At 44.1% G+C, this 23472-nt stretch carries 18 protein-coding genes; 10 read left to right on the top strand and 8 right to left on the bottom strand.

What is annotated here, in order from left to right:
• Positions 1 to 1251, top strand: coding sequence for an ADP-ribosylglycohydrolase family protein (locus AAA942_RS01450; protein WP_338218443.1), 1251 nt, complete (start codon positions 1 to 3; stop codon positions 1249 to 1251).
• 50 nt (positions 1252 to 1301) lie between these two features.
• Here AAA942_RS01450 and AAA942_RS01445 read toward each other — a convergent pair whose 3' ends face one another.
• A complete protein-coding gene (locus tag AAA942_RS01445) occupies positions 1302 to 1892 on the bottom strand; it encodes a hypothetical protein (protein ID WP_338218442.1) in 591 nt (196 codons plus the stop codon).
• Between the two features lie 382 nt (positions 1893 to 2274).
• Entirely contained in the window at positions 2275 to 2856 is a 582-nt protein-coding gene (locus tag AAA942_RS01440) for a hypothetical protein (RefSeq protein WP_338218441.1), read from the bottom strand.
• Positions 2857 to 2991: 135 nt separating this feature from the next.
• On the opposite strand from AAA942_RS01440, the gene AAA942_RS01435 reads away from it, so the two are divergent.
• On the top strand, positions 2992 to 3642 hold the full coding sequence (locus AAA942_RS01435; protein WP_338218440.1) for a hypothetical protein: 651 nt from the start codon (positions 2992 to 2994) through the stop codon (positions 3640 to 3642).
• 1 nt (position 3643) lies between these two features.
• Positions 3644 to 4717, top strand: a complete 1074-nt coding sequence (locus tag AAA942_RS01430) for an alpha/beta hydrolase (protein ID WP_338218439.1) — start codon at positions 3644 to 3646, stop codon at positions 4715 to 4717.
• A 145-nt stretch (positions 4718 to 4862) separates the two neighbouring features.
• On the opposite strand, the gene xylA is transcribed toward AAA942_RS01430, so the two are convergent.
• Genes xylA through AAA942_RS01415 form a run of 3 tightly spaced genes read right to left on the bottom strand, consistent with a single transcriptional unit; the run spans position 4863 to position 9378 of the window.
• Positions 4863 to 6176 (bottom strand): xylose isomerase, encoded by a 1314-nt coding sequence (xylA, locus tag AAA942_RS01425; RefSeq protein WP_338218438.1) that lies wholly within the window; start codon positions 6174 to 6176, stop codon positions 4863 to 4865.
• A gap of 58 nt (positions 6177 to 6234) precedes the next feature.
• Entirely contained in the window at positions 6235 to 7731 is a 1497-nt protein-coding gene (locus AAA942_RS01420; protein ID WP_338218437.1) for a xylulokinase, read from the bottom strand.
• A gap of 3 nt (positions 7732 to 7734) precedes the next feature.
• The gene (locus AAA942_RS01415; RefSeq protein WP_338218436.1) at positions 7735 to 9378 is read right to left on the bottom strand and encodes a sodium/sugar symporter; all 1644 of its coding nucleotides are present in this window, start codon (positions 9376 to 9378) and stop codon (positions 7735 to 7737) included.
• Positions 9379 to 9967: 589 nt separating this feature from the next.
• Here AAA942_RS01415 and sdaAB point away from each other — a divergent pair.
• The 3 genes from sdaAB to AAA942_RS01400 are packed head-to-tail and all read left to right on the top strand — an operon-like array spanning position 9968 to position 13352.
• Positions 9968 to 10645: an L-serine ammonia-lyase, iron-sulfur-dependent subunit beta gene (gene sdaAB, locus AAA942_RS01410; protein ID WP_338218435.1), complete on the top strand. Its 678-nt coding sequence runs from the start codon at positions 9968 to 9970 to the stop codon at positions 10643 to 10645.
• A gap of 40 nt (positions 10646 to 10685) precedes the next feature.
• The gene (locus AAA942_RS01405; protein WP_338218434.1) at positions 10686 to 12038 is read left to right on the top strand and encodes a TolC family protein; all 1353 of its coding nucleotides are present in this window, start codon (positions 10686 to 10688) and stop codon (positions 12036 to 12038) included.
• Between the two features lie 3 nt (positions 12039 to 12041).
• Positions 12042 to 13352: an efflux RND transporter periplasmic adaptor subunit gene (locus AAA942_RS01400; RefSeq protein ID WP_338218433.1), complete on the top strand. Its 1311-nt coding sequence runs from the start codon at positions 12042 to 12044 to the stop codon at positions 13350 to 13352.
• A 64-nt stretch (positions 13353 to 13416) separates the two neighbouring features.
• Here the strand turns inward: AAA942_RS01400 and AAA942_RS01395 are convergent, their stop codons facing one another.
• Together AAA942_RS01395 and AAA942_RS01390 are read right to left on the bottom strand one after the other, a co-directional pair.
• Positions 13417 to 15513, bottom strand: coding sequence for a fibrobacter succinogenes major paralogous domain-containing protein (locus AAA942_RS01395; RefSeq protein ID WP_338218432.1), 2097 nt, complete (start codon positions 15511 to 15513; stop codon positions 13417 to 13419).
• Between the two features lie 123 nt (positions 15514 to 15636).
• A complete protein-coding gene (locus tag AAA942_RS01390) occupies positions 15637 to 17913 on the bottom strand; it encodes a TonB-dependent receptor (protein WP_338218431.1) in 2277 nt (758 codons plus the stop codon).
• A gap of 152 nt (positions 17914 to 18065) precedes the next feature.
• Between AAA942_RS01390 and AAA942_RS01385 the strand changes: the two genes are divergently transcribed.
• The 4 genes from AAA942_RS01385 to AAA942_RS01370 all read left to right on the top strand — a co-directional run bounded on the left by AAA942_RS01385 (position 18066) and on the right by AAA942_RS01370 (position 22188).
• Positions 18066 to 18725, top strand: a complete 660-nt coding sequence (locus AAA942_RS01385) for a metal-dependent transcriptional regulator (RefSeq protein WP_338218430.1) — start codon at positions 18066 to 18068, stop codon at positions 18723 to 18725.
• 78 nt (positions 18726 to 18803) lie between these two features.
• Entirely contained in the window at positions 18804 to 20498 is a 1695-nt protein-coding gene (gene ggt / locus AAA942_RS01380; protein WP_338218429.1) for a gamma-glutamyltransferase, read from the top strand.
• A gap of 374 nt (positions 20499 to 20872) precedes the next feature.
• On the top strand, positions 20873 to 21499 hold the full coding sequence (locus AAA942_RS01375; RefSeq protein ID WP_338218428.1) for a hypothetical protein: 627 nt from the start codon (positions 20873 to 20875) through the stop codon (positions 21497 to 21499).
• A 47-nt stretch (positions 21500 to 21546) separates the two neighbouring features.
• Complete coding sequence (locus AAA942_RS01370; protein ID WP_338218427.1) at positions 21547 to 22188, top strand: hypothetical protein; 642 nt, start codon at positions 21547 to 21549, stop codon at positions 22186 to 22188.
• Positions 22189 to 22450: 262 nt separating this feature from the next.
• On the opposite strand, the gene galE is transcribed toward AAA942_RS01370, so the two are convergent.
• A complete protein-coding gene (gene galE, locus AAA942_RS01365) occupies positions 22451 to 23461 on the bottom strand; it encodes a UDP-glucose 4-epimerase GalE (protein ID WP_338218426.1) in 1011 nt (336 codons plus the stop codon).
• Between the last annotated feature and the right edge of the window lie 11 nt (positions 23462 to 23472).

The raw sequence follows: 23472 nt of genomic DNA, 5'->3' as shown, positions 1-23472 counted from the left end.
ATGAAGTGTCATTCTTCCCTCATCGCCCCCCTATTTCTCCTATTCATTTCCTGCTCAAAGGAGGAAAAAGTGATTGAGAAACCCAATTTTTCCACTGAAGTTCAAATCGAATCCGGACTTACAGAAGCTGAGCTTTACGATAAAGTGCTGGGAATGCTGGTCGGTGCTGCCATCGGTGATGCTATGGGGGCTCCTACAGAAATGTGGAGTAGAGAAAGTATCAATTTGGAATATGGCTATGTGGAAGGACTTGACTCAATGATTCGTGAAGTCTCTCCCGAGGGTACCTGGAAGGCCAATCTTCCGGCTGGAGGCACTACCGATGATACCCGATGGAAAGTTCTGGCTACAGATTATTTACTGACTCAGAAACCGGGTAAGTTAGAGGCAAAGGAATTTGCCAAGCATATTCTCAACCGCTATGAACAAAGCCTGAAGAAGTTTCAGCAACTGGAATCCTTGGACCCGGAACCTTATGAGCAGGTCATGTTGGAGGTCAATTGGCTTTCGGAGTGGGCAAAAGTGAGTCAGCCTTTCATCGAGGATAACCTGACCGGATATGCTGATTCTCTTGGAAAATTTTACGGTGGAGAAATGGTCTGTGCAGGATTATTGTATGCCCCGGCAATTGGTGTGTTTTTCCCGGGAAATCCAGAAAAAGCCTATCGAGAGGGATATCAGCTTACATTTTTTGATTTGGGCTATGCAAGAGACATTTCAGCTTTGGCCATGGCAATGACCGCAGCAGGCATGAAACCCAAAGCCACCAAGCATGACCTGCTGGCTTCCTTACGATTGGATCCTGAGGGCTATTTCCAAAGCAGGTTGGTGGGTAGGACATCGTACCGGATTCTCAGAGATGCTCTATTTATCAATCAGGAAGCCAAAAAACTGGACAGCCTACCCAGCGCTATGAAATCGGGCAGTCCGGCACTTGAATTTGCTTTTTCCCAACTCGATCAAAAGCAGCAAGACATGCCTTTTCATGCCGGGGAAATCTACCTTCAATCCCTCACTGCAATGATTTATGCAGATTTTGATTTCAAAAACTCTCTGGTATTCCTCACCAATTATGGAAGGGACAATGATACCACTGCCGCACTTGTAGGAGGGATATTGGGTGCTTGGTACGGGTTTGATGGACTTCCAGTCAAAGAACGGGAGCAAGTCTTGGAAATAAACAAAAATGAGCTTGGAATCGATCTTATAGAATCAGCCCAAAGACTTACCACCCATATTCTCAAAAAATAACCCCGGCTATTCAATAAAAACCGGGGTCACTACAATAGGTGGTTTAATGGTTATTCAAAGTGAAGAGATTTCATCTGACCTCGGGAATCGATCACCTCAAAATAGATATCCTGAGCTTCCATGCCTTTCAATGAATAGTCTTTTTTGAAGGCGTCTTTCACGGCCAAATCTTCAGAGTAGACGATTTGATTTGAGCCTTCTTCTCGGATGCGAACTTTTACACCTTCCTCTACTATCCCAATCACAGTAAGCTGAATAGTGTTTCGATCGATCATTTTGCTGTAGGCTGTCAAGGGAGACGCTTCCACAAATGTAGGACGCTCAAAGGTATTGACCTTGTATTCTACCTCCTCAGAATCGGATTCGATCTTTACGGTAAACTCTCCGCAAGGCAACTCAGACAGGTTGTAAGGAATGACTACATCTTGGTCTTGTACCTTTACCTTTTTCTGATGAAGCTTTTTACCGGATTCGTCATAGATGGCGATTTTCGCCTCTCCTACCCCTTCTTTAAGGAGTACATTTACTTTTTTGAAATTGGCTTTGACATCGGAATCGGCTCTCAAGTCGTCGGATGCAAAAGAAGCAAGGCTACCTAAAGTCAATGTGCCTGCAAGTGCGAATGTGAATAAGGTTTTCATAATGTTTTGTTGGTTTAGTGTTGTTAGCATTTATGCGAACAGGATACCAAATGCCAAAAAGACCAAAATCCAGAGCTTCATTAAATCAGAGGAATTAAGCTTTTTTAAAAAAAACAGGACCTCAAGCCAATAATTTCTTCTTCAAAAATTCTCAAAAAAATGATCGACACTGGGAAAACCTCCGTTCGACTGTCACATTTCCGTACAAATAAGGGGTAAAATCCCTCAAATTCAGGGTTGCATGATATTGCGCAGATTAAGAGAAATTAATTTTAAAAATATTTCTAACCTATTGAAAACAAATGTATTGACACAAAAAAACCTGTACGTTTGCGTACAGGCTTTGTCCGAAAGGAATCAAAATCAGGTCATTTCGAAGCGATTAAAATGCGTAGCCAAATCCAAATCCTGCATAAAGTGGCCAAAATCCATTGTTGTTGAAAATGGGGGTCAAGGCCACTCTCCACGTAAACCCACCATCTATTGGCACTCTTCGGTAGCCAAAGTTTAGAGTTCCCATCACGCTCGGAGAGCCATCCACATCCAAAATAAAATTATATGTACTGGTTTCCTGGATTTGAGAAGTGCAGATGTATTGCCCATTGGAGTCAAAGAAGCCATTGGCACAGTAAGAATAAGTGTACTCATCGAAGGCAAATACCGTAGCACCAAAGCCCAACTCAAAATAATGAGGGCCTTTTCCATATAACTTGTTTACCATCACAGGGAGAGAGAAAAAGGAATCTCCATCGGTAGTATATCCTCCAAACCCCACACGCATACCCCAAGTATCCATTCTGCTCTTATCAAAGCGGAAATCGTAATTGAAGGAATAGGGTAAACCAGCTCCACCCAATTCCAGATACACGGATTGGTATGGAACCTTAGTTTCAATAGAATACAGGTCTTGTGCCTTCGAAATAGTGGCGGTAGCCAGGAAAAGAAGAATAAGTAGTTTTTTCATAAATATGGGCTTTAGTCTAGCTTTCTACGCTAAAACTAGTGATTGCGCTACATTTACAAGCAAAAAGTAGAAGGCACATTCATTTTTTTTTCAACAACTAGCTCCATTCTATTCCTAAAAAACCTGAAAACTTAAATGGAGTTCACTGATCCTCATTCATTTGTTTATTTTTATGTAATGAAAAAGAATGGCAAAACATCAAAAGGAATTTCTAAAAAGTGGAAGGCAACCTTTTGTCTGGGACTCACCTATATGCTTGCCATGATTACATTTTCTTGTGTAGAAATGCCTGACTTAAATGATCTCTGCCCTGACCCAATAGAAGCAGATGCCTTAAGCCTCAAAGAGGTATTTTATAGTCCCTACTCGAATCAACAGTATTCAAGTTCCACAGACACTGTGCCGCTGGGTGAGTTTAGGTTCAATTTTGAACTCGAAATCCAACAAAAAGAAAACCCCTCCGGCGCAAGTCTTCCCGGACAAGCCTTTGCGCTCAGTTGTGCACAGACTTTTAACATTCGCAACATCTCCAATATTTCTGTGATATTGACAGCACCATTTGCCGGGCTTCCGATAGGAACTGATATTGGATACCTTTTGGAAACTCCCGAAGGGGAAAAATTATCCGAACTGAGAACTTTTGAAGGGATTTCCGTTTACTTTGGCACCCGATTAAACATCACCCCTGAAAACTATTCCCAGTTGAAAACGAGAACCTTTTTGTTTTTGAGAAATGGAGATCGCTCTTTTATTGATTCTACTTCTCCTTATATAAAGATCAATTGACATGCTCAGAAAAATTTTTCTAGGCGTTTTTGCCACTGCCATGGTCTTGGCCATTGTCTATATGCTTGGACCAAAGACCAAAAAGGAAAACTTGATTGTCCATTTCCCGGAAGTCCCCACCCGATTATCAGAACTGGAAAAGTATGTTCATGATCGTGAAGACACGGTAATTGGGCTGAAAGAAGGAAATGAAGCCTATATCCAATGGGCTGACAGTCTAAACAAAAGAAAAACCCCTTATTCTATCATCTATATTCATGGCTTTGGTGCAGGTCCCATGGAGGGAGATCCTGTTCACCGATTTCTTGGAGAGCATTTTGGAGCCAATGTTTTCGTGACCCGGCTTCCAGACCACGGCATCCGCAGGGCTAACGGTATGGAATATGTCACCGCCCAAAAGCTGGCAGATGCAGCTGGGGAGGCCTACCAAATCGGAAAAAGCTTAGGCGATTCGGTCATTGTAGTAGGCACGTCCATGGGAGGTGCATTGACCTTGCTTTTGGCCAGTCAGCAGCCTGAGATTGCCTCAGTGATTCTTTATTCCCCTGCCATTCGGGATAATGGAGAGCGACTTTCCTACCTTTTCAATCCTTGGGCAAAGGTGCTGATGAAAAGCGCCATGACTGAAAATGGTGTCGTGGATATGAATAGGACTGGAGAAAAGGCCCAGTATTGGTCTGAAGTTCAGCACTTCAATGCTTACGAAAGCTTGGGAATCCTGATGTACAGTGCCATGAATTCGGAGACCTTTGGCAAAATCAAGCAGCCACTGTTTTTGGGTTATTATTATAAAAACGATCAGGAACAGGACCGTGTAGTATCCGTACCCAAAATGTTGGAGATGTACGGTCAATTAGGTACGCCTGAAAACCTGAAAAAAGAACAATCTTTTCCCAAATCCGGGGATCATGTGATCGCCAGTTCGATTACCTCCAAAGACTGGCAGGGAGTGTTGTTTGCCAGTATTGATTTTTTAGAGAATGTGGTGGGTGTGAAGCCAAATCCAAAATATCAAGAACAAGTAGAGGAAATGACCAATGCCAAAAATCTTATGGAAAGCTTGGATCAGAAATAAAAAAGAGGCTTTCTCATAAATCGTTTCGTTGTCAGCCTGAGCGGAGTCGAAGGCCATTTCCAGTTATCTGGAACACATTTCGACTTCGCTCAATGTGACAAACTATACTTTTGAGACAGCCTCTTATTTTTGGTTTTGGAATCGATCAGATAAATCGGTTGATCAGATTTTCGAAGTATTCCTGCTTTCCGGAAATCTGCTTTGGCTCTCCTACTTCCATAGCATGAGCACGAAGGTCTTCGAGGGTCAGCTGACCGGCTTCAAAAGCCTTTCCTTTGCCGGAATCATAGCTGGCATATCTGTTTTTTCTCCGCTCGAGATAATCTGACTTCTCCATAATATCAGAAGCAATAATCATCGCCCGGGCGAAAGCATCCATACTACCCACATGTGCAAGGAATAAATCCTCCGGATCTGTGGAGTTTCTTCTCACCTTGGCATCAAAGTTTACTCCTCCTCCCTGCAAGCCACCTGAAGCTAGGATTACCAACATGGATTCTGCTAGCTCCTGAAGATTGAGTGCAAACTGATCAGTATCCCAACCATTTTGATAATCTCCTCGGTTGGCATCGATAGAACCCAAAAATCCTCCATCAGCAGCCACCTGAAGCTCATGCTGGAAAGTATGGCCAGCCAATGTGGCATGGTTCACCTCGATATTCAATTTGAAGTCCTTGTCCAGTCCATAGTGCCGAAGGAAACCAATCACCGTCTCGGAATCATAATCGTATTGGTGCTTGGTTGGCTCCATGGGCTTGGGTTCGATGAAGAAGGTTCCCTTAAATCCATTTTTCCGGGCATAGTCTCTCGCCATGGTCAGGAAGCGAGCCAAATGATCCTTTTCCCGCTTCATGTCGGTATTCAAAAGGGACATATACCCTTCTCTTCCACCCCAGAAGACATAATTCTCTCCACCAAGCTTAATGGTAGCATCCAAGGCATTCTTCACTTGAGTCCCTGCAAAAGCCAACACATCAAAATTAGGATTAGTGGAGGCTCCATTCATGTAGCGGGGATTGCTAAACACATTGGCAGTACCCCAAAGCAACTTGATTCCGGAGGCTTTTTGATGTTCCAAAGCATAATCAGTGATGATTCCCATTCTTCGCTCATATTCTGCGAGATTTGGTCCTTCATCAATCAAGTCGACATCGTGGAAGCAATAGTATTCCACTCCGATTTTGGAGATAAATTCAAATGCTGCGTCCATTTTGTCTTTTGCTCGCTGTACAGGGTCAGGATCGGCATCCCAAGGATGAACAATTGTACCCGGCCCAAAGGGATCTCCTCCGGTACCACAGAAGGAATGCCAGTAGGCAATGGCAAATTTGAAATGCTCCTTCATGGTCTTTCCGGCGATGACGCGGTTTTCGTCATAGTATCGGAATGCCAAAGGATTGTCGCTTTCCTTTCCTTCAAATTGGATTTTGCCGATGTTGGGGAAATAGGTCTTAGCCATACGTTTTAGGTTATTTTGAAATAGGTTTATAAAATAGGTTTTGTCGAAAGTTTAAAATCTAGTTGCCCAGCCACTCATTTAAGCGGGTTTCCCATTTTTGATAGGCTTCCTCATAGGGTTCAAAGAAGTTGACATTGGGCTCCAAAGTTTCCAGAAGGCCTAATCCCTGAAAGGCTTCAGCTTTCGAAGCAAAAACTCCAGCCCCTATACCTGCCCCTCTTGCTGCTCCTTGAGCTCCATCCGTGTCATATAACTCCAAAGACACCCGATTCATGTGCACAAAAGTCTTGCGGAAAAGCGGACTCAGAAACATATTTGCATGTCCGGCTTTGACCGTCTGAAGATTCATCCCCATGTCTTTCATGATTCTGAACCCATAAGTCAAAGCAGAGACTATTCCCTCCTGAGCTGCTCGTACCACATGGCTTTTATCATGCTTTAGCAGATCAAGCCCAACAAGATGTGCGCCTACGGGGCGATTTTGCATGATTCTTTCTACTCCGTTGCCAAAAGGAATAAAGACTAGGCCCTCAGAACCGATCAGGGCACTGCTGCCTATTCGGTTCATTTCATCATAGGTGATTCTTGCACCTCCCATGAGTCTTTTCAGCCAAGAATTCAAAATCCCAGTGCCATTTACACAAAGTAATACTCCGTAGGAAGGACTTTTCTCTGAATGGTTGACGTGAACGAAGGTATTGACCCTGGATTGGGGATCGTAGAGCGGCTCATCGCAGACCCCATAGACTGTCCCGGAAGTGCCAGCCGTAGTAGCCAACTCACCGGGTTTAAGTACTTGTAGTGAAAAAGCATTGTTAGGCTGATCTCCTGCCCGATACGAAATCGGAACCCCTTCTTCCAGTCCGGTTTCTTTTGCAGCTTTTTTACTGACTTTTCCCTGAATGGAAAAGGAAGAAACGGATTTTGGAATCCAATGCTCTGGAATATCCATTTGATTAAGTAGCTTTTTACTTAAACCATTGGATTTGAAATCCCAAAAAATACCTTCCGAAAGCCCAGTCTCGGAAGTCAAAATCTCACCACTTAGCTTCATGGCAATAAAATCACCAGGAAGCATGATTTTGTCGATTTGAGCCGCCACCTCAGGCTGATTCTCGATCACCCACCGGAGTTTGGAAGCGGTAAAATTACCGGGAGAGTTGAGCAGGTGAGGAAGACAATACTTCTCTCCTAAACCCTTCATGGCTTTTTCACCAATTGCCACGGCACGGCTGTCACACCAAATAATGGATGGCCTCAGCACTTTTTGATCTTTGTCTACACAGACCAATCCGTGCATTTGATAGGCAATGCCAATGCCTTTTAGCTCTCCTTTTTTTACGCCTGCTTTTTTTAGGACAAAAGCGGTTGTCTCTTTAACATACTTCCACCACATTTCAGGATCTTGCTCAGCCCAGCCGTTTTCAGGAGACGAAATTGGCATTTCCTCCTCCGGATAAGCTTTGGAAGCAATGGATTTCCCAGAATCAGCATCAAGTAAGGAAGCTTTTACAGAACTGCTTCCTATGTCCAGTCCTAACAATAACTTTCTCATCGCTTACCAGAAAATAGTGTAGAGTCCTGCAATAATTCCTGCAATCAATATCGCTCCAATCTTGAATTGAGTGCTTGTTCTGAACAAGTCCCTATTGACATCAATGCTGTTTGGATGGTCTTTTCCTTTACCTTCTACCAAGGAAATTACGATCATCAAGGTAGCCAAGACAAGGAAAACCACCCCCATCCGATCAAGGAAAGGAAGATTTGGGAAAACTGCTTTTAATGCCACTGAAAGCGGGATACTCAAAGAAGCACCCACGAGGGCGGCATTGGAAGTGGTTTTCTTCCAGAATACTCCGAAAAAGAAAATCGCAAAGACTCCAGGGCTGATGAAGCCGGTGTATTCCTGGATAAACTGGAATGCCTGATCGAGCTGTCCCAATGCAGGCGCAACAATAGAGGCAATGGCAAATGCAACCAAGGCAGTAATTCTACCTACCGTCACCTGCTTGGATTCGGTAGCATTTTTTCCAAAATACTTCGTATAAATGTCCATGGTGAATATAGTGGAGGTACTGTTTGCCATGGAAGCCAAAGAGGAAACAATAGCAGCCGTAAGCGCAGCAAAAGCCAATCCTTTCAAACCAACTGGCAACAACTGAAGCAAGGTCGGATAGGCCCGGTCAGACTTCACCAAACCGGTGGCAGGATCAGTCATGGACTGGATAAATGCGGTGTCCCCACCATTCTTCACAATCACCCAAGCAGCGATTCCAGGAATCACCACAATCAGTGGCATCAAGAGTTTCAAAAATCCTGCGAAAATCATCCCTTTTTGTGCCTCGTCCAAGCTCTTGGCTGCCAAAGCACGCTGAGTGATGTATTGATTGAATCCCCAATAGCTGAGATTGGTGATCCACATCCCCCCAATCAAAACAGAAAGGCCGGGAAGTTCCAGGTAAGCGTCTTTGGTACCTCCTTTTCCATCGGGAATCATCATTTCACCTTTCGAAAGAATCATGGAAAAGTGACCGGGGACTTCCTTCCTCAATAATCCAAGACCTTCCCATGCGTCCCCATTTCCGACCATACTCAAGGCGATATAGGTCGTGGCCAATCCACCGGCAATCAAAAAGACTACCTGCACTACGTCTGTCCACGCCACAGCTTTCAGTCCACCATAAATGGAATAAATCATAGCAAACAAGGCCAACCCAACAATCCCAGTGAATAAAGGCACATCCAAAATCGTATTGAGCGTCAAAGCCCCGAGATAGAGCACGGAGGTCAGGTTGACAAAGACATAGAGCAAAAGCCAAAAGACCGCCATGGTCGTTCTCACCCGCGTATCATACCGGTCCAAAAGGAAACCGGGCATGGTGTAAATACCTTTTTTGATATAGACTGGAAGAAAAAATATAGCCACCACCAGAAGAGTCGCAGCTGCCATCCACTCGTAGGTAGATATGGCGAGTCCAAGGGCAAAGCCAGAGCCGGACATTCCGATAAATTGCTCAGCAGAAATATTAGAAGCAATCAGGGAGGCTCCTACTGCCCACCAAGGGAGCGCTTTGGAAGCCAAAAAGTAATCTGAGGAGTTTTTAACATGTCCCTTTTTCTCACGGGATACAAAGATGCCCATACCGATAATCAGTAGGCAATAGCCGATAAATACGGCTAGGTCAATGGGTTCAAGAAGCATAGGATTGGGTTAGGTTGAGGGTTTTGGGTAAATAAAATTTCTATTAGTTCAAATTTTAGGAATTAAGGTCGATAAATATAAGGGTTTGATGCAAACGTCTGCAGAGATTTTCTTTGAGTAGGGTTTAATTTTGTCGAAAATCTACAGTTAGTCCGGTTTTGCTCTCCTGAAATAATGGAAATAAGATAAAATCCTCCCAAAAAATCCCGCATACACAGAACATAATCAGTAAAACGTCAATGTTCCTTCCTTTTCCCGACTCAGGTCTTACGTCTTTGGACTTCCTCCTTCCTGATCAAATGAATGTTTTGGCTTCGACTTCGAGACTCCCGTCTCTCAGGTGCTCAGCCAGACAACGGTCATCGGACATAGGGCTACTCCTCGTTTTCCATCCCATTCCTCAGAACCTGTTTCATATCCGCTCATCTTTATGTTCATATTCGCACACTTTTCAGATATGTTCTACAGGTCATTGAATAGACTGATTCTAGAAAGTGTGGATTTTTGACTGAAAATGCCGTTTAAGGAAATATTTTTTTAATCTTCGGGGGAAAATTACGCCTAGCATCAATATTGACTAAAAAAGCCCATGGCAAATAAGAGTAGCGTTTTTGATATGATAGGTCCGGTGATGATCGGTCCTTCCTCTTCCCATACAGCGGGAGTGGTCAGAATCGCAAGATCCGCTATCCGAGTTTTAGGTGGAATTCCTGATGAAGCGGATATCACTTTTTACAATTCCTTTGCCCGGACCTATGAAGGCCACGGAAGCGATCGAGCCATTTTGGGAGGCTTAATGGATTTCAAAACCGACGATCCAAGAATTAAGGATGCCATAGAAATCAGCAAAGAAAAAGGGCTAAAATACAGATTTAAGTCCATCGGCAACTCCTCAGTCCATCACCCCAATACAATCAAGCTCAACTTGAAAAGAGGAGAGAAAATGGTAGAAGTAGTGGGAGAAAGCCTAGGGGGCGGAGTCATAAATATGGCGGAGGTTGATGGCTTTGTGGCTAATTTCTCTGCTCAGTCTCACACATTGATCATAAAAGCAAAAGACACGGCCGGTGCCATTGCTTTCATTGCGAGCGTGATTGCCCAGGAAGGGTCGAACATCGCCACTATGTCCGTTTCCAGAAAAGGAAAACATGATACCGCCTGCCATGTTATTGAAATGGATTCTGGAATTAGACCGATCACTACCCAATATTTACAGTCTATACCATGGATCAAGGAGTTGATATACATTCCTGATATTGATCTCTAAAACCCATTAAATTCCCAACTTAAACCAACTATCCATCCGAATGAAAAAGTTGTTTCTATTCTTTTATCTATCTCTGGGGACCTTCTTTACAGTATTGGCCCAAGCAGAATTGCCTTCAGGTCCTTATGATCTCCAGACCTGTGTGGACATCGCCTTGGAAAACAACCTAACCTTGCAGCGAACCCGACTTAATCAGGAAATTACAGAAGCTACTTTGCTTCAGAGTCAAGGCCAAAGAATACCCAGCTTTTCCATGGGTGCCAGCTCGGGGTATAGATGGGGTCGTTCTATCAACCCGGTAACCAACCTCTTTGAAAACAACCGAATAGGCAACATCAACCTGTTTGCCAATTCCAATGTGACCGTCTTTGGAGGGATGAGAATCAACAACACCGTAGCACAAGCCCGAAAAGATCTGGAGTCTGGGGAGTTTAATCTTCAGGCGACTACCAATCAGGTGACCTTGGATATCATCAACCAATTTATCAATGTGGTTTTCAACAGGGAACAAGTGAAAATCGCCGAAAACCAGTTGAAATCTACTTCAGAGCAATTGGAAAGAACCACTAAACTGGTCAATGCAGGCTCACTCCCCATCTCCGATCAATTGGATCTTCAGTCTCAAAATGCTACCAATCAGCTGGAGGTAATCAATGCCAAAAACAATTTAAGACAAGCCAAACTTGCGCTTGCACAGGCGATGCAAATTCCTTTCTCAGAAGATTTTGATGTAATCGAGCCGGAGTTTGAAGTGACTTCCTACGATTTGGAAACCAATGACCCTGCTAAAATTTATGAAATCGCAATCAACATCATGCCGGAGATCAAAGCCAGCGAGGCAAGTATCGAAAGTGCAGAGTATGGAGTAAAAATCGCAAAAGGTGCCTTCTACCCTACTTTGGGTCTAGGAGCTAACGTATTCTCCAACTACGTAGATCAGCCAGGTTTTGGACAAACGGAAATTCCTCCATTTAGTGATCAAATTGAGAGAAACCTGTCTCAATCAGCCAACCTGCAGCTGAACATCCCGATTTTCACCAATTTCAACAATCGGGCAGCAGTACAGCGGGCCAGAGCCCAAAAAGCCTTGGCAGAGGTAGACAATCAGCAGGCTAAAAACCAGCTTCGCCAGGACATAGAAACAGCATATAATCAAGCCCTTGCCGCCGAGCAGTCCTATGAAGCTTCTTTGGTTCGAGTAAAAAGTCTGGAAGAAACCTTCAGAATTGCACAGCAAAGATTTGATTTGGGTGCTATCAACTCTGTTGATTTTCAGGTCGCTCAAAACAACCTGTTTAACGCGCAGGCAGATCTACTCAATGCTAAATACACCTACATTTTCAGAATTAAAGTACTTGATTTCTATATCGGTAACCCCATTAACTTAAACTAAACCATGGCTAACAAAAAGTCCAACAAACTATTGTATTACCTCCTGGGAGCTGTTGTCCTGATCATTCTATTCGCAGTCATCGGGCGATCTGCCGGATGGATTGGGGGAGCAAAAGAAACCGAGGTGGAATTTGCTGCCGCCAAAAAGACCTCAATCGTCGAAAAGGTAAGTGCCTCAGGCGAAATACAGCCCGAAGTAGAAGTCAAGCTTTCTCCTGACGTAGCCGGTGAAATCATCGAATTGAATGTTCAGGAAGGAGATTCTGTGGAAGCAGGAAAACTATTGGTAAAAATTCGTCCCGACAACTTTATCTCTGCTCTTGAAAGAAGTCGAGCAAACCTGAATCAACAGATGGCTAACTTGGCTCAATCCAAAGCAGCTCTTCAACGATCTGAAGCTCAATACACACAAGCTGAGCTAAATTTCGAAAGACAAAAAGTACTTTATGCCTCAAAAGCCATCTCAGATGCTGATTTTGAAACAGCGCAAGCCAATTTTCTTTCAGCTAAAAATGACCTAGAAGCAGCCAAGCAAAATGTAGTGGCAGCAGAATTCATCATAAAAAGCTCTCAAGCATCGGTCAACGAAGCGGCTGAAAACCTCAGATTGACTAATGTCAACTCCCCTGTTTCCGGAATTGTATCCAGCCTTTTGGTAGAAAAAGGAGAACGGGTAGTAGGTACTCAGCAAATGGCCGGTACTGAAATGATGACCATTGCGGACCTTTCCAAAATGGAAGTGCGAGTGGATGTGAATGAAAATGACATCATTCGATTGTCTTTGGGTGACACGACCATTATCGACGTTGATGCATACTCTTCTACAGGCAAGAAATTCAAAGGAATCGTCACCAGTATTGCCAATACAGCAAATACCAAAGCTTCTGCAGATGCTGTTACTGAATTTAAGGTGAAAATCAGAATCCTGAACAGTTCCTACGAAGACCTGGTCAAGGCTGGCAACCGATATCCTTTCCGTCCAGGAATGACCGCCTCAGTAGAGATATTGACTACCTCAAAAGAAAACGTTTTGTCCATTCCTTTGGCTTCAGTCACCACCAGAGACAATGTTGTAGACACCCTCGCGGGAGGTACTACCAAGGTGAAGGAACTTGTATTCGTACATGAAAACGGAAAAGCTGTGCAACGAGTAGTGAAGACAGGAATCTCCGACTACGAAAACATCGAAATTCTGGAAGGAATCAAAGAAGGAGAAGAAGTTATTTCAGGTCCTTATTTCATCGTTTCCAAGCAGCTGAAAGATGGAGATTTGGTGAAAAAGATGAGTGCTGCGCCAGCAGCTAAAGAAGAATAAAACCAACCTTAAGCCAAAAAAGCCCGCGTTTGATTTGAACGCGGGCTTTTTTGGCTCCCAAGGCTTATTCTTTTTTAATGCATCGGATATAATGGCCTTCGAAAAAGAAACTGGATCGAAGGCTGATTTGAAAGGAACTCGTTCCGGCTTCCAAGATGGCAATGGTATTAGGCAATAAATCAGTATTGGCAGAATTCCTAGCCCACCATCCGGTAAAAACTCCTAAACTTTCAAAGGATCCAAACTGATTTTTCAATCCTCCCGCCCTTGCATTAAATCCTGACTCATTCGAAGAATAGGTATAAGACTCCTCCCAGCTTCCTCTTTTCTTGAGCATTTTGCCAGCTTCCAAATCACCGCCAAGTTCTCTTGCCAAGGCTTCAAAATCCTCTGTAGTGGGGATTTCCCATCCATCTGGACAGAGGCATCCCGACAAAGCATGAAGGTTATAGAGGTAGCCATATTCTCTTTCAAATTCCGAATCATTAATATAGGGTGAATAGGAAGCAAAATCGGCATTCTGTGGGCTGTTGGGATTCGGAGCGGGCCAATCCGATCTTCTAGGAACTGGCCTCCCATCAATCCGAATGGTGTTTCGAAGGTTTTCTGCCATCCACCAGCGGCCTCCTATTTTAACGGTTTGATACTCATTTCCTTCACGGTCCAGCACTTCACCATATTCTGGAATAATAAATTCCAGCACTTTTTCCTTACCGCCTCCTCTTACTATTACTGAATGATTTCCCGCATTAAAAGTCGCTTGTGTCTCGTTGGTAATTCCATTGCTCCATTCGATAGCGAGGGGCTCTATTCCGGAAAAAACCTGAAGAAATGCTGTCCCTGAGTCAAAAAACAAATCCAGAATCAATTCTGATTCATCAACCATAGTTCCTTTTATAGTTCTTGAAACTTGGAATCCATCGAAATGGATATCCAAAACAAAGTCAAATTCCTGCCTGCCCTCTTCCGACTTAGTAAAGGCCAAATACAATTTTTCATCAACTATTTCACCTTTTAAATAACTCACTCTTGGATTGGTAATGCCATGAACCTCAAACTCAAATTCAGTCAAGGCCCTTTTTTCTATAAAATTGGTAACCGGGAAATCATAATAGGTGAGAAAAGAGAATGCGGGTAATTCAAGGTTCCTTTTTTGCTGAATGGAAAAGATAAGGTCCCGATTGGATGAATTCTGATTTTTTATCGATTTAATGTAGCCAACCTTTGACCCCAATCCATTGAGGCTTTCACTTCCATCCAAGGCACGAAGAGGTGAGAACCCTCCAGTCAATTCCAAAGCTAGCGAACTCCCGGAGTTAAAAATCAGAGGATCAGAGCCCAACACACCAAATTTGGACTTCAAATCTACTTCTTTAAATATCGGACAGATTAAAATTTGGGATCCTAAAAATTCTTGAACCATTAAATTCCTCAAAATCAAGTCCCCGAGAAATGACAAAAACACATCATTGAACGTTGATTTTGGCAAAAAGGCGATCCTTGTATTTAGCTGATTCAGTTCCCAGTCTTGTTCAATAATATTGAGTTGGAATAAGGTAAAGTTCTCATCGAGACAGTTTTTAAATTCCCCTTCTGCCTGAAGGCTAAATGGAACCAACTTTTCGAATCCATTTTGATAGGAAAGATAAATTAATTCATTTCTTTCCTTAGAAGACAGGTTTGAATATTGGGAAAGAAAATGATCAGACCATTTTTGGACATCCTCGAGAAAATAGTGGTAGGTAGGATTTTGGCTAAGGCTATCCTTTATTTGGGCACTTCCTTCAAAATAATTGGGCCAAAAACCCGCTAATTCCTCAGGAGATAGTGAATTTTCTACAAGAGTCACATCCCATACTCTGATTTCTTTCTGCAAGTCCAACTTTAGCTGATACTTTCCCGGAGGAAGGTCAGGCACTATGAAAACAACCTCATTTTTTTCGGTGACACCAGCTTCTATCGGAACCTCCCCAAAAAATCCGGCAACTGTCTGAATATCAGATTCCAAAGGTCCCGGAATAAAATACCTTATCTGATAAGGGGAAAATTCCTTGGAGATGGAGCCCTGGTAATTCAAATCATCCCTGACAGGAGTTTCTTCCTGATTGCAAGCACCTACGGCCAAAAGAAACAGAAAAATGAAATAGCTAATCTTGTTCATTGCTTTGAAAAAACTAGAACCTGTTCTCGACAAAGAACCTAATTTAAATCAGGAGAAAGAAAAATTGTAAAAATTAATTTTCTGGCTGCTTACTAAACTTCCTGTACATTTTATTGAAAATTATTAATCAAGGGTCAACCTGATTCCCAAAAAACCTCTAATTCCCTGATTCGGTGCAAACATATAGGAAGGATCAAATGTCAAAGCATTGGGGTTGTCAGGAGTAGGTACAGCCTGTCCTGCATCATCAAACACCACTCCCCTATCAAATGGATCAAAGGCACGGGCAATGCTATTGGCTGGAGGAGTGTAATTCAAAAGATTTTTTACCCCACCGTAAATCTCCCACTTTCTGCTCAGGCTTTTGGTGACTTGAATATTCTGCAAACTCCACCAAGGAGAATACTCCGGGCGATCATCCAGTTCTCCCAGTAGTGGAAGCCGCATGGGGCCATATACATTGCCGGTATAATCCACAGTAAGTTCCAGTGGATGAAAATGATAGCCAATCGTCCATACTCCGGAGAATCGCTCAGTAAGCAATTGCCTTTCCCTAACTCCTCCTTCTTTAAAAGAAACATCCATTAAAGTCAACCCAGTCAAGATTTTCAGACCATTGGCCCAAAGCCCATCAAAGCTCAAACTTACCCCCTGACTTCTGGAAGTTCCGTCCAGATTGGCATAGATAATCTGATTGGGGTTGGTTTCATAGTCAGGAATGATCTTGTTGGAGAATTGCGTAAAAAAGGCAGAAGCATCCCAGCTGAAGTAGTTCCCTTGATCGGTGTAGATCTTTTTGACCAGATTGGTATTGATATTCCAGCTTCTTTCCGGATCCAAATCCTCCTCAAAAACCACCTGACGGGCTCCTGTCAACGCAGCATGGTCTTCAGTAAAGACATTAGCCACCCGGAAGCCATTTCCGATGGAAGTCCTCCAGATCAGGGATTGGTCCTTCGAGCTCAGTTTGTAATTGATCCGAGGAGACCAAATTCCTCCATGCACCGAATTATAGTCATACCGCAATCCTGCCAGGAGACTTTGATTGGATTTGAATTTAAACTCATTTTGGGCAAAAAATCCCGGAAGATGAATCTGAGCCGGATTATTTCCCACTCCTCCCGATTCTGCTGTGGCAGGGGTATTGTCGTCGTAGTAGGTGTATCGATAAGCCAATCCTGTGAGCAATTGATTTTTCCCCAGGGTCTTATTCCAAGTCAGCTGTCCAAAACCAATCCGCTGATCTGCCAGGTAAAACATATCCCCGTAGTAAGAATCCTGCTTATGCCCGTTGGCCGAAACCTGAAGGCTTATATCTTCCTTCACAGGCAGTTGATAATTCCCAAAAAGCTCCCATCTCCGGGTTCGGATGCTTTCCCCATAGATTTCATCTCCACCCCGAAAGGCAGGGGTCCAATTGAGCTCTCCTCCCCATCGGTCCTCTTGGATGTACCTTCCGGCCAGAGAAAGCATTTTTCCGTTTCTCTGTTGAATCTGAAATTTTTGAAAGAGAGAAAATCGCTCCTGCAAAGTTAAATCCGTCAAACCATCCCCATTGTTGTCGATTGGATTGTCGTAGTAGAAGGCATTGATTCCTGTCAAAGATTGAACTCTTTTACCAAAAGAAGACCGAATCCCTAAGTCCAGATTCAATTCTCCCCAAGTGGTCCCCATCATATCCGCAGAGACAAGGGGCGCGTTTTCCGGTCGCTTGGTGATGATATTGATCAATCCAGCCACAGCCTCCGAGCCATAAAGTGTGGATGCAGGCCCCTTCACCACTTCGATTCGATCAATCAGGCTTTGGGGTATTCCCGAGAGTCCATACACCGTCCCAAGACCACTGACTAAGGGCATCCCGTCAATCAGAATCATGGTGTAAGGACCTTCCAGCCCATTGATCTGAATATCTCCTGTGTAGCAGATACTGCAATTAACTTGTGGCCTAACTCCATTGATATTTTGGAAGGATTCGAAAAGGGAAGGACTTCGATTGGCTTGAAAAAAGGAGCTTTTATACACCTCCACAGGCACGGGACTGTCCTTTCTCGAAATCTCCTGTAGGGTACCACTGACCACCACCTCGTCCAACAGGGCCTCCACACCCTCTACATTGATGTCCAGTTCGAATGACTCTTTAGTGATTTCAACGATCTCTTCAAAAGCTTTCTTTCCCAAGTAACTTACCTGAATGCTGTATCGACCAACTTGGGTCAATTGCAAAGAATACCTTCCCTCCTCGTCCGTCACAGTTCCCTTACCTGTATCCTTTATGACTACAGTAGCATAAGGCAAGGGTTTTCCATCGGAATAAATCTTACCCGAAAGCAATGCTTCCTGCGCCAAAAGCCCTTTGGAAAGCAAAAAGATGAATCCTATCAGAAATGCCAGCTTTTTCATTGGTTTAGTTTTTTTCAAAAATGCAACATTATTGCATTTAAAGAAATTTTATCTCAAAATTTATATTTAGAAGAACAAAATTAGATACTTAGATTAATCTAACAAATTTGTTTTTAAGATAAATTTTCGATTTTTGGACAAAAATTCAATCCATGGCATCTTCGACAGAAGAGAATTACCTCAAATCCCTTTTTAACCTGGCTAATGATCAGGGGGAAGTCAGTATTTCCGATTTGGCACAAAACCTCCATGTATCGATGCCTACCGCCAACAGCATGGTCAAAAACCTCCAAAAGCAAGGCTGGGTTGGCTATGAAAAATATAAACCGGTAATACTCACCCAAGAGGGAAAAAAGGCAGCGGCTTTGGTTATCCGAAAGCATCGATTGACAGAAATGTTTTTGGTCAAAAAGATGGGCTTTGGCTGGGAGGAAGTCCATGAGGTGGCCGAACAGATTGAACATATTCATGCCCCAAAATTCTTCGAGCGAATGGATGAGATGCTTGGATTTCCGACTATCGACCCTCATGGATCACCGATACCGGATGCTCAGGGCCGTATTCAGGAGTTTTCCTATCTCCCGCTTTCATCCTGCAAAGTTGGACAGGAGGTACAGTTGACAGCCCTTACCAATTCCTCCACCGAATTTTTGGAGTTTTTGAACGGACGCGCTTTAAGACTGGGGCTAAATCTAAAAATCCACTCCAGAGAGGCCTATGACCAAAGCATGGTTGTCAGCTATGATGATCATCCTTCCCAGACCCTCAGCGAAAAAGTCTGCGAGCGATTGCTGGTTAGGGCGATTTCCTGATTTCCCCCTACCGCTCAAAAACTTTCTCTTGAAACAAATTCGGGTCCGCACTAGTATCGCAGTACAAACTGTATGACTATGCTTCGTCTCGGATTTCTTTTCGTACTCACTCTTTTCTCCACACTGGTCCAAGCCCAGGACCGAGTCACCGGAAAAACCTTCACCACAAGATCAGAGGTCATTGCCCAAAATGGCATGGCTGCTACTGCCCAGCCTTTGGCAACCCAAGTGGCCTTGGATATCCTGAAAAAAGGCGGTTCGGCCATGGACGCAGCCATCGCTGCCAATGCCATGCTGGGACTCGTGGAACCGAACGGTTGCGGAATTGGTGGGGATGTTTTTGCCATCATCTGGGATGCCAAAACCCAAAAACTCTATGGTTTCAACGGCAGTGGTCGGGCACCTGAACTCCTGACCATGGACGTTTTCAAGGAAAAAGGATTGAGAAATGTGCCTTTGCTGGGTCCGCTTCCCGTATCCGTACCGGGTTGTGTGGATGGCTGGTTTGCCATGCACGAGCGATTCGGCAAGCTTCCCATGGAAGAAATCCTTCAGCCTGCTATTGACTATGCAAATAATGGTTTTCCAGTCACGGAAGTGATTGCCTGGCAGATGGACCACATGTGGCCGGAGATGCAGGATATCCCAGGTTTCCGCAATACTTATATGCCTAATGGAAAAAATACTCCTAGAAAAGGTGAAGTCTTCAAAAATCCAGATTTGGGCAGAACCTATTCCCTGATCGCCAAGGAAGGCCGCTTGGCTTTCTATGAGGGAGAAATCGCCCGAACCATCGACCGATTTATGAAGGAAAACGGAGGCTATCTCCGCTACGAAGACCTGCAAAAGCACAGATCGGAATGGGTGGAGCCAGTCTCTACCAATTACCGGGGCTATGATGTGTGGGAACTCCCGCCCAACGGACAAGGCATAGCCGTCCTACAAATGCTGAATATTCTCGAAGGTTTCGATATCAAATCCATGGGTTTTGGCAGTGTAGAATACCTACACGTACTGACAGAAGCGAAAAAATTGGCTTTTGAAGACCGGGCCAAATTCTACTCCGACCAGGAATTCAATCAAATTCCGGTGGAGACCCTGATTTCCAAGGAATATGCTGCAGAGCGTCGCAAATTGATTGATCTCAACAAGGCTGCCCTCTCCTATCCTGCCGGAGAAATCGAAAAAGGAAACACCACCTATCTCACTGTGGCGGACAAGGATGGAAATATGGTGTCCTTTATTCAGAGCATTTACGATGAGTTTGGATCAGGCATGGTCCCTGATGGATTGGGCTTTGTGCTGCAAAACCGCGGTCAGCAGTTCAATGTCCAGGATCCCGATCATTGGAATTCCCTAGCCAAAGGCAAGAGGCCATTTCATACGATTATTCCCGCATTTGTCACGAAAGACGGTAAACCATACATCAGTTTCGGACTGATGGGAGGCTCAGTACAGCCTCAGGGCCACACCCAGATCGTGGTCAATCTGATTGACTTCGGCATGAATCTGCAGGAGGCTGGAGATGCTCCACGAATGAGGCACAATGGAAGTTCCGAACCTACAGGTTCCAAAATGACCAATGGAGGTTCCCTGAATCTGGAAAGCGGGTTTTCCTACGAAGTAATCCGCCAATTGGAGGAAATGGGCCATCGGGTCGAGTTTAGTGTAGGTCCCTATGGAGGCTATCAGGCCATTCTCTTCGATGCCATCAATAAAGTCTACATCGGCGCTTCCGAATCACGAAAGGACGGGCAAGCAGCGGGGTATTAAGGTTTTGGCTAAAGCTATGCTCCTCCAAATTTGCAATTTGGAGGTCCCATCTCCGGATTTTAAATCCGAGGGTAAAACTCGCCTCTTCAGGGCTCTAATCCGCCCTTCAGGGCTGAAAATAAAACCCAGAATTCAAGATACTTGATTTGCCTTTTTCGGCGGAAAGGCTTGGTTTTTTTTAATTAATCAATAGTCCAAGTCAGGAGACTTGAATCATTCTAAATCCTTGGTCCCAAACAACTTGCCGGTCTTCAAAAGCAGACAGGCTTGACCCATTAAATGACCTAAAGGAAAACGAAAAACAAAATTTTTCAATTTCACCTAAATAATCTCTAAGTTATCTTCGTTTTAAAAACTACACGAACTTCCACTCCATGAAAATCCGGTCATTTTTTTTCGCTAGTTTGGTAAGTCTGAGCTTGATTTCCTGCCAACCTGAGGAAGAGGAACTCTTTTATGAATCCTGTGAGGGCTTTGATTTTTCCATCCCCGCCCGTGATTGGATGTTGCTCACTCCCGGACCTGAATATTCCGTCCGCAGTGGGCAAAAAACCAGAAAAATTGAGTCAAATTATACCATTACCGAACCCTACACCGTGGAGTCCGATCCGGAACAGGTTCAATTAGGCCAAAGCAGGTGTGGAGGGGTATATCTGGCCACCCATCAAGCAGAAGACCATGCCTTCAGTTTTTCCAATAAAGTCGGCTATGGAAAAACATCAGGATTGGGATTGATGGAAGTATATTTTCTACAAATGGGCTTTCGGATGGAGATTGTCAATGACACACTCGTCGGCAAAAGAATTAACCCTACCGTCGAAGACTCTGAGGATTATCTTTATGAAAATTTTCCCACCCTTCGGATCGGAGAAAAACAATACAGCAACGTATTCAAAATCAGTCAATTCAATCCTTCTGCACAGCCCCAGGAAATCTACCTGGCTAAGCGCTTGGGATTGGTGGCATTTACCATGAGAGACAGTCTGTGGATTATAGAATAAATTCTAATTTTAACCAGCAGGCTTATCTTTCAATCCACTTCAAATCCATGAGGCCTTACTCCAAAGTCCTTTCTTCCATTTTTCTGCTGGCCTTCTCGGGATGTATTTCAGAGAAAGACAAACTAGTGGTCAAAAACTGTGAGGCCTTTGATTTCAGCCTTCAGGAGAGTAATTGGATCCTTTTTCCAGAAGGAAGATCTTATTCTTTTCGAAGTGGGGATAAGATCCTGAGGCTCAATTCGGAATACAACATCTCCGAGCCCTACACCTTGGAATATGAAAGAAGGTCAATTTTTGCTCTTTTCCCGGATGGTCAGGTAAGGGATTGCTTTGCCAGCTACACTTCTAGCCATACCACTGAAGAACGATCCTTGGTAATACTCAACACAATTGGCTATCAAAATTCCAAGGAGCAGCCTTCCATCAGTGTCTTGTTTGATTCCACTGCGGTGCAAATGAGGATTGTCAATGACACTTTGGTTGGAAACCGAACCCGTCATACCAAATGGGATTTCGAAGAATTAACCTATGAAAACATCACTTCCCTGACACTGGGAGGAATGGTTTATAATGACATTTTCAAAATCAGCCAAGCCAATCCGAATGTCCAGCCTCAGGAAATCTACTTAGCCAAGCGTCTGGGATTGGTTGCTTTTGTAAAAAACGACAGCCTCTGGGTAAGGGAATAAGTCAGCTCTGTTTATCAAAGGCATTGACCTGATTAAAGAAAGTAAATAGGTCACCCCTTTAGGTCTCTTAACCGATTTCCAATTGATCCTAGCCTCAAATTGAATTGGGGCTATGGCAAATAGCCCTTCAGGGCTATAACCTTAAACCCACTGTCTTCAGGGTTCAAATCTCCTGACCTGCCTTTTTCGGCAGGCAGGTCTGAAGACTGCAAAGAAAATATAGTCCAAGCCTGAAGAATTGAACTAGCCCGAGACTAAAGAATTATCCCAAACTCTTCTGCCAGTTCCAGCTGTCCCGCATGGAGTCTTCCAGGGAGTATTGGGGGTACCAACCGAGTACCTGATTGATTTTGGTAGTGTCAGCCCAGGTTTTGACGACATCTCCTGGTCTGCGTGGACCAATCACATAGTTGAGCTTCTGCCCGGATACCTTTTCAAAGGCATGGATGACCTCCAACACGGTATTTCCCCTGCCCGAACCCACATTGAAAACCTCATAAAAATCCAATTCCTGCTTTCCAAGAAAACTCAAAGCCTTGACATGGGCATCCGCCAAATCCATCACGTGGATATAATCTCTGACGCAGCTGCCATCCGGTGTATCGTAATCATTTCCAAACACAGTCAGCTTTTCCCGAATTCCTGCGGCAGTTTGGGTGATAAACGGAACCAAATTCTGAGGTACTCCAAGGGGCAATTCTCCGATTTTGGCCGAAGAATGAGCCCCCACGGGATTGAAATAGCGCAGAGAAATCACCCGCACTCCTGCTTTGCTTTTTACAAAATCCACCAAAATATCCTCACAGATCTTCTTGGTATTGCCATAGGGGCTTTCTGCCTCCTGACGGGGTGTGGCTTCGGTCACCGGCAACACTTCCGGCTGTCCATAGACCGTGCAGGAAGAAGAAAAAACCACATCCTGAATCCCGTGGTCTCTCATCCAATCCAACAATACTAAAAGCGAACCGATATTATTCCGGTAATATTTCAGGGGTTTTTGGGTACTTTCTCCCACGGCTTTGAAAGCCGCAAAGTGAATCACTCCCTCGATTTGATGGTCTGCCGCTATCTGATCCAATAATTCTCTGGAATTGCAGTCTCCCTTATAAAAACTGAAGCGCTTGCCCGTAATCTCCTCCAGCCGATCAATTACGTTCTCTTGAGTATTGGATAAATCATCGATGATGATAGGCTCCATTCCTGCATTCCAAAGCTCCAATGCGGTGTGAGAACCGATATACCCGGCTCCTCCGGTAATCAAAATTTTCTTCATCTGGTGTAAAA

It is taken from the genome of Algoriphagus sp. oki45 (assembly GCF_036245605.1).
GTDB lineage: Bacteria > Bacteroidota > Bacteroidia > Cytophagales > Cyclobacteriaceae > Algoriphagus.
Note: the sequence above shows the minus strand (reverse complement) of the source record. Positions and strands in the feature narration are given on the sequence as shown.

Excerpts from the sequence above, each read along its gene's own strand:
- AAA942_RS01420 (WP_338218437.1), bottom strand. The coding sequence starts at position 7,731 with ATGAGAAAGTTATTGTTAGGACTGGACATAGGAAGCAGTTCTGTAAAA.
- AAA942_RS01450 (WP_338218443.1), top strand. The coding sequence starts at position 1 with ATGAAGTGTCATTCTTCCCTCATCGCCCCCCTATTTCTCCTATTCATT.
- sdaAB (WP_338218435.1), top strand. The coding sequence starts at position 9,968 with ATGGCAAATAAGAGTAGCGTTTTTGATATGATAGGTCCGGTGATGATC.
- AAA942_RS01440 (WP_338218441.1), bottom strand. The coding sequence starts at position 2,856 with ATGAAAAAACTACTTATTCTTCTTTTCCTGGCTACCGCCACTATTTCG.
- xylA (WP_338218438.1), bottom strand. The coding sequence starts at position 6,176 with ATGGCTAAGACCTATTTCCCCAACATCGGCAAAATCCAATTTGAAGGA.
- AAA942_RS01395 (WP_338218432.1), bottom strand. The coding sequence starts at position 15,513 with ATGAACAAGATTAGCTATTTCATTTTTCTGTTTCTTTTGGCCGTAGGT.
- galE (WP_338218426.1), bottom strand. The coding sequence starts at position 23,461 with ATGAAGAAAATTTTGATTACCGGAGGAGCCGGGTATATCGGTTCTCAC.
- AAA942_RS01430 (WP_338218439.1), top strand. The coding sequence starts at position 3,644 with ATGCTCAGAAAAATTTTTCTAGGCGTTTTTGCCACTGCCATGGTCTTG.
- AAA942_RS01400 (WP_338218433.1), top strand. The coding sequence starts at position 12,042 with ATGGCTAACAAAAAGTCCAACAAACTATTGTATTACCTCCTGGGAGCT.
- AAA942_RS01445 (WP_338218442.1), bottom strand. The coding sequence starts at position 1,892 with ATGAAAACCTTATTCACATTCGCACTTGCAGGCACATTGACTTTAGGT.
- AAA942_RS01385 (WP_338218430.1), top strand. The coding sequence starts at position 18,066 with ATGGCATCTTCGACAGAAGAGAATTACCTCAAATCCCTTTTTAACCTG.
- AAA942_RS01405 (WP_338218434.1), top strand. The coding sequence starts at position 10,686 with ATGAAAAAGTTGTTTCTATTCTTTTATCTATCTCTGGGGACCTTCTTT.
- AAA942_RS01390 (WP_338218431.1), bottom strand. The coding sequence starts at position 17,913 with ATGAAAAAGCTGGCATTTCTGATAGGATTCATCTTTTTGCTTTCCAAA.
- AAA942_RS01415 (WP_338218436.1), bottom strand. The coding sequence starts at position 9,378 with ATGCTTCTTGAACCCATTGACCTAGCCGTATTTATCGGCTATTGCCTA.
- AAA942_RS01375 (WP_338218428.1), top strand. The coding sequence starts at position 20,873 with ATGAAAATCCGGTCATTTTTTTTCGCTAGTTTGGTAAGTCTGAGCTTG.
- AAA942_RS01370 (WP_338218427.1), top strand. The coding sequence starts at position 21,547 with ATGAGGCCTTACTCCAAAGTCCTTTCTTCCATTTTTCTGCTGGCCTTC.
- ggt (WP_338218429.1), top strand. The coding sequence starts at position 18,804 with ATGCTTCGTCTCGGATTTCTTTTCGTACTCACTCTTTTCTCCACACTG.
- AAA942_RS01435 (WP_338218440.1), top strand. The coding sequence starts at position 2,992 with ATGGAGTTCACTGATCCTCATTCATTTGTTTATTTTTATGTAATGAAA.